We start from the raw sequence: 6158 nt of genomic DNA, 5'->3' as shown, positions 1-6158 counted from the left end.
ATTATCATATCATTATTTTTGTTGTAGAATCTTGCAATACCTTGTGCTTTATCGTCTTTGCATGGCGTTTTGGCTTTTAGATTCCCATTTTTATAATAAGATCGTGCAATGCCGTGCAACTCACCAATGTTGTATGGCATTTCAGATTCTAAATTTCCATTTTCATCATAATATTTTACAATACCATGCACTATATTATCTTTAAATGGAATTTCCATTTCTACATTCCCATTCTCATAATATGCTTTTTCAACATAGATTTCTGCCATGATTATCCTTTGCAATAAAATAGCTTTGGTTATATCACACTTTTAAGATTCCAATTAAGATAGCACAAAGATACCTCGGCAGGCTGGGGGATAGCCCTCTATTGTTTGTGTGGGGGTGAGATAGTCGCCTAAGCTTTTTTTGTCTATGAAGTCCGTGCTTCTTTGCTCTGTGTTGTCTGTGTATGAATAGCTTAGAATTTCGCATGATTTAAATCCTGCGTGTAAGGCTAGATTTTGCAAGGCTTGTGGGCTGAATATGTAGAATACATTTGGCATTTTCGCATAAGTGGGATAGGGGCAAAGGCAGGTGGCAGCTTTGTCTTGTAATATCAGCGTTTCAAGCAATAAGATTCCATTTGGGGCTAAAATGCTTTTTAGTTGTTTTAGAGTTTGCAAGGGCTCTTTTCTGTGATATAGCACACCTAAGCATAAAATCAAGTCATATTTTGTATTAAGTGTAGCTACATCTTGCACACCTAAAAGGCGGAAGGTGCAATGTGAGATATTTGTGAGTTTGTGGATAAAGTAGAATTGTAGAAAAAATATAGCAATGGGATCAATGCCGCTAATGTGCTTTACCCCACGCAGTGCTAAGTCAAACATATAATAGCCATTATTGCAACCTACATCAAGCACGACTTTATCTTTGAGGTTATAGCCTATTGTGTCTAGGGCTTGTAGGATAAGTTTCATTTTCTTATTACTCTGCCATTCAGAATCAATGAAAAATTGCGTATCACTTTCTGCACCATATAAGCAAAAAGGACCTTTTCTCCATGGCTTTAAGTCTAGGGCTAAATCTCGCAAGGTTTGAAATTCATTAGATGAAATGTTGTGAAAATATAGGCTAAGGGCTTCTTTTGCGGGGGTTATGGCTTCTGTATTTTTTGTTAAGTCTGTGGATTCTAAAATCTGTGTGAGGTTTGGGTTGTGGTTTTTAGATTCTAGATTCTTAGATGTTTCGCTTCGCTCAACATGACAATTATTAAATTCTAGATTCCAAACATTACGTCCTAAATCCCGCAGCCCACCCTGATTTGGTATAGTTTCCAGATTCTTATCCAAATGGGCGGGTGCAGGGTGTAAGGGTGCAAACTTTATAGAATCTAGAATCTTATTATTACTTGAATCATAGAGTAAGCTATTGTTATCATATAATCTTGAAATGCTATAACTTGCTTTTGTCTCTAGCGTGAGTAATTTATATAGAATCTCACTATATGGCTTTAGTGCGTTTAGCTCTTTTTCACTCCATGTTGAGAGTATAGGATCTTTTTTACATAAATCTTTCAAATTAGAATCTTTTGTTGCTAAATCTTTTTTCAAAATTACTTCTTTTACTTTAATATCTATATTTGTATGCCATGTGCGCTAAAGAGATCTGGTGGCTGGGTTATAGCATGGATTGTTTTTTGGTCTTGCCTTTTGCTTTGTCTTGGCAAGTCGGCATTCTTTTCAAACGCTTTTTTTGAGATTCCATAAATGACTGCTAGGTGGTATGAAGTCTTGGTTAGAATCTGTGTGAGATGATTTATATGTGCGTAAGGAATGGTGATATTTTTTTGCGTTGTTCTTGGTAGCTTTATGCCTTTTGCATAGCATGATAGCATTTTTAGATGTCTTGCTTCTACTTTTAAGTATTCCATTAAGACATTTGAATCTCGACTTTTTCGCAATGATTCAAAGATAATGTGAGCGTTATTCTGTATTTCAGTGTCATAGCCCAAATCTCTTTCTTGCAGACTAGGACATGCAAAAAGACTAGGATTTGTGCAAAAGAGTAGAATCTTATCTTTCACACTAGAGCTAAGTTTCTCATTAGAATCAAGATAGCAATAACTTAGCTCTTCTACATGCAGTCCCTTAATGCCTATATCACCTTGCATATATTTTGGCAATCTAGGATTAAAGGGTTTAATCTCTTTTCCTGATACAATGCGTGTAGTCTTTGATTCCCTTGCGTATAAACCGCCCATAGATTCTATATAGGATTGCCAATACTCTTGCTTTAAAAATGAAAAAGTCGCCATAAGGCTTTCTACAAATGGAAGTAAAATATAGGGCAAGGAAAGCTTATAGACTGCATTCTCCCAAATAATCTTGCTTTCAAAAAGCGTATAGCTAATAACGCTACAATGCTTATGATAGCGTCTTGGAATCTCTTTTTCTAAATCATGCTGTGAAAAGATACTTCTACTTCTCTCTACTCTCTGCCTTGCATACTGCACAGAATAGCAAGTGTGAATTTGTAGGTTTTCTAAGGCTTGAATGCTTGTGAATAGAATCTTGCAAAAAGGCAGAGTATTTTCATCTTTACTCTTATCTTGGTCTTTGTATAGTTTAAATATCTCTTCTAGGCAATCTTGCAGGGTTATGCTATGCAATATTGATAAGCCTATTTGCAAACTTTTAGCTAGAGATATTTCAATAGGCGTAAGCATAACGAGCGTATATTTGGATTCCAAAAGGAAATAGCGCACAAATCTCCGCATACTCTGGTCAATGCTTCGCACTTTAATCCATGCTATCTCTGCATCATCACTGCATACCATATCGCCCTCAAAAACGATACCATACGCACCATTTGCTATTGCTCTCTTTATATCATCTGGATTCAATGCAAAAAAAAGCGTCCCACTCACTACTTTTTTCACATTATAAGTAACCCCACTAAAAGCACTAATAAAAGGTGTATTCACTAACTCCCCATATAAAATATCAAGTGCTTTTTCTAATCTCATTGTTTTTCTTTATAGAATCTAATAAACTTTAAAATAGCTTAATAATAACATAATTTTGCAAAAACTGCCAAAAAATTGCGGTAGAAGCGTTACAAAATGCTATTTTTTGCATAATCTTCAAAAGTTTTGCTGATATAATCGGCAGTCATTTTTGCTTCTTGTAATGTCATGTTTTGATGGCATGGTATAGATAACTCTTTTTTGTAAAAAGATTCTGCATTTGGTAGCTTTGGACTCCCTAAATGTTTATAGCTTGTAAAATTATAAATAGGTTTATAATGCACTTGCACGCCGATATTATATGTAGCTAGTGTGTTTGCAATCTCTTCTTTTTTTGTAGCTAGAGAATCTTCTAATAAAAGGGGATAGAGATGATATGTGCTTTTTACACATTCTTTAATGTTTAGAGTTTTGCAATAGGGATTATCTTTAAAATAGCTATCATAAAAGAGTGCGATTTCTTTTCGTTTTGCAAGAAAAGATTCTAATCTTTTTAATTGCGAGATTCCAAGACTAGCACTTATTTCATGCAGTCTAAAATTAAATCCAAGTGTTATGCAATCATGATTATAGGGTGTATGCTTTATAACGCCATGACTGCATACAAGAGAGGCGATTTCAGCAAAAAAGTCATCATTGCTTACCAATGCCCCGCCCTCACAAGTAGTAAAAGGCTTTACCGCATGAAAGCTAAATATACTCATATCCGCTAGACTGCCCACTTTAACATTATCATAACTTGCCCCAAAAGCATGACTAGAATCTGAAATCCATATTAAATTATGCTTTTTTGCAAAATCACTAAAAGCTTTCATATCTACACTATTTCCTGCATAATCCACAGAACAGACTGCAATAGTATCTTCACGGAGTAAAGATTCTAAATTCGATAAGTCTAAATTACCATTACTATCAATATCTGCAAAAATAGGCGTAATGTTGTTTGCAAGCATCATATTTGTAGTAGCCACAAAGCTTATTGGCGTTGTGATAATGCTAAATGAATGATTATTAGCTGCATAGTCTAGGTTTGGTGCATTTTGGAATCTAGAGTTATATTTCTTATTTATGACATATTCTTTTAAGGCGTAAAATGCGGCATATAATGCTGAGGTAGCAGAATTAAAACTTATAGCATGTTTTATGCCGATATATGCGGCAATATCGCTTTCAAACTGCTTTGTATAAGCCCCTTGTGTTAGGTGTGTGGAGCAAAGCGCATTTAGCACTGCTTCTTTATCATCATCATTAATTGATTGTGTGCTATAAGGAATAAAATTTTCTAACATTGCTAAAACCTTTTAAAAACAAGTTATAATCCCAAGTTATAAACATGGAAATATATCATAAATTAAGGAATAATATGATAAGCATTTGGTGTGATTTTATAGAAAGAAGTTTTTTGCAAAATGAGTTTAAAACGCTTGTGAGAGAGGGCAAAATACAAGGGGCAACAAGCAATCCTAGCATCTTCGCACAGGCACTAAAAAGTGAAAGCTACAAAGAGAGTATCAATGAGCTAAAACAACAAGGCAAAGAACCAAAAGAGATATATGAAAGTCTTGCCATAGAAGATATTAAAACTGCGAGTGAGATTCTCATGCCACTTTTCTTAGAGAATCCCCAAAATGGCTTAATAAGCATTGAAATCGATCCATTCTTATCAAATGATATAAACGCAAGTATTGATGAGGGCGTGCGACTTTGGCATGAGATAAACGCAAAAAATGTAATGATTAAAGTCCCAGCAACACAAAGCGGATACACCATAATGGAGCATTTAATGCTGCGGGGCATTAATGTGAATGCAACTTTAGTTTTCACAAAGGAGCAAGGCAGACGAGTATTACAAGCATTTCAAAAGGCAAACACACAAGCACAAGGTGTAATCAGCGTATTTGTATCGAGGTTTGATAGGGTAATTGATATGCAACTAAAAGATGAAAAATTATACGGAAAATATGGTATTGCCAATGCTATTGCAATTTATAAAGACTTTCTAAGCCAAAAGCCACAGCAAAATTATAGAATCTTATTTGCTAGCACAGGTGTCAAAGAGAAAAATGCGATATATAATGACGAGGGCTATTATGTTTATCCACTTGCTTTTGAAAATTGTGTCAATACGCTCCCCTTACCTACACTCCATGCCTTACAAATGCAGAATCTAAAAGCCCCAAGCATGCAGCAAATTGCTTCATTTGATGATTTAGAAATCGCTGCAAGCCTAGAAGAGATGGATATTAATCTCGTAGCTATTGAAGAACAACTGCTGCAAGATGGACTAAAAAGCTTTGAGCAAAGCTTTGAGTTAATGCTAGATTCACTTGCGTGATACTGCAAATAACTTCGTAATTTAAAATGCACCTTTGCGGTTTATATCTTAATTTAAGCGATTGATATAATCAATTCTCACATTCATGCAATAATAAGACATCATACACTGCACCTATTGTAGAGACTTGATAGGATTGTAATTTCTATATTTCATGCTTTGCTTGTGGTGCAGATTCTATAGATTCTATAAAATTGCATGGATATAGAATCTGTGGAGTTAAAATTTCTTCATTCACGCACTCAACTTTATGCTTATGTAAATAGATAGATTTAGTTTCTTTCAAACATACACATTCTCTGCAAAACTACAAAGGATTTTTATCTAAAAGCTTATCATTTTGAATACGAAGCACGAAATATCTTTGCAAAACAATTCAAAACACAACATGATAAAGTTATGGATTGCCACGACCTGCATTGCAAGTCTCGCAATGACAAACCTTAAAGCCCAATACGACATTCTGTTATTGTAGAGTTAAAATACATACAAAATATATCTGTGAAATACAAAAGATTCCCACTTTAAAAGTGGGAATGGAATGTTAATAATGTAAGGTTGTAAGACTGAACAAATAGGTTGAAACAAAATAAGGCAGAACAAATAAAGGTTAAGCCCTATAAAACATTAGAAAATGTAAGAATAACCTACATTAATCACATGTGTATTCATTAGCATTTCGCTTTTATCATTCTTAGTCTTTGAGCTATATCCAGCTGATAGGGCTTGGATTTTTGCACCGATTTCTACTTTATGAGATCCTGCAAAAGTCGCTGCAATACCTACATTTATAGGGATATTGAATCCATTATA

The 6158-nt window shown here is 34.6% G+C and carries 7 protein-coding genes; 1 reads left to right on the top strand and 6 read right to left on the bottom strand.

The genetic code is table 11. The features are described 5' to 3' along the window. The 4 genes from T368_RS14025 to T368_RS0110635 all read right to left on the bottom strand — a co-directional run. The coding region (locus T368_RS14025; RefSeq protein WP_428829687.1) for a toxin-antitoxin system YwqK family antitoxin at nucleotides 1-269 on the bottom strand (269 nt) is incomplete at its 3' end. Nucleotides 270-323: 54 nt separating this feature from the next. Then, a complete protein-coding gene (cmoB, locus tag T368_RS0110645) occupies nucleotides 324-1595 on the bottom strand; it encodes a tRNA 5-methoxyuridine(34)/uridine 5-oxyacetic acid(34) synthase CmoB (RefSeq protein ID WP_004085818.1) in 1272 nt (423 codons plus the stop codon). Nucleotides 1596-1618: 23 nt separating this feature from the next. Next, complete coding sequence (locus T368_RS0110640; protein ID WP_004085820.1) at nucleotides 1619-3010, bottom strand: hypothetical protein; 1392 nt, start codon at nucleotides 3008-3010, stop codon at nucleotides 1619-1621. A gap of 89 nt (nucleotides 3011-3099) precedes the next feature. After that, nucleotides 3100-4299, bottom strand: a complete 1200-nt coding sequence (locus tag T368_RS0110635) for a DegT/DnrJ/EryC1/StrS family aminotransferase (RefSeq protein WP_004085822.1) — start codon at nucleotides 4297-4299, stop codon at nucleotides 3100-3102. A 74-nt stretch (nucleotides 4300-4373) separates the two neighbouring features. On the opposite strand from T368_RS0110635, the gene T368_RS0110630 reads away from it, so the two are divergent. Beyond that, nucleotides 4374-5345, top strand: coding sequence for a transaldolase (locus tag T368_RS0110630; RefSeq protein WP_004085824.1), 972 nt, complete (start codon nucleotides 4374-4376; stop codon nucleotides 5343-5345). A 145-nt stretch (nucleotides 5346-5490) separates the two neighbouring features. Here T368_RS0110630 and T368_RS15735 read toward each other — a convergent pair whose 3' ends face one another. Continuing rightward, complete coding sequence (locus tag T368_RS15735) at nucleotides 5491-5631, bottom strand: hypothetical protein (RefSeq protein ID WP_155116629.1); 141 nt, start codon at nucleotides 5629-5631, stop codon at nucleotides 5491-5493. Between the two features lie 341 nt (nucleotides 5632-5972). Continuing rightward, nucleotides 5973-6158 (bottom strand): outer membrane beta-barrel protein (locus T368_RS0110620; protein WP_027338484.1); only part of this gene is annotated, 186 nt, incomplete at its 5' end.

It is taken from the genome of Helicobacter bilis ATCC 51630 (genome assembly GCF_000686565.1).
Lineage (GTDB): Bacteria > Campylobacterota > Campylobacteria > Campylobacterales > Helicobacteraceae > Helicobacter_A > Helicobacter_A bilis.
This window is presented reverse-complemented; position numbering and strand designations above follow the sequence as displayed.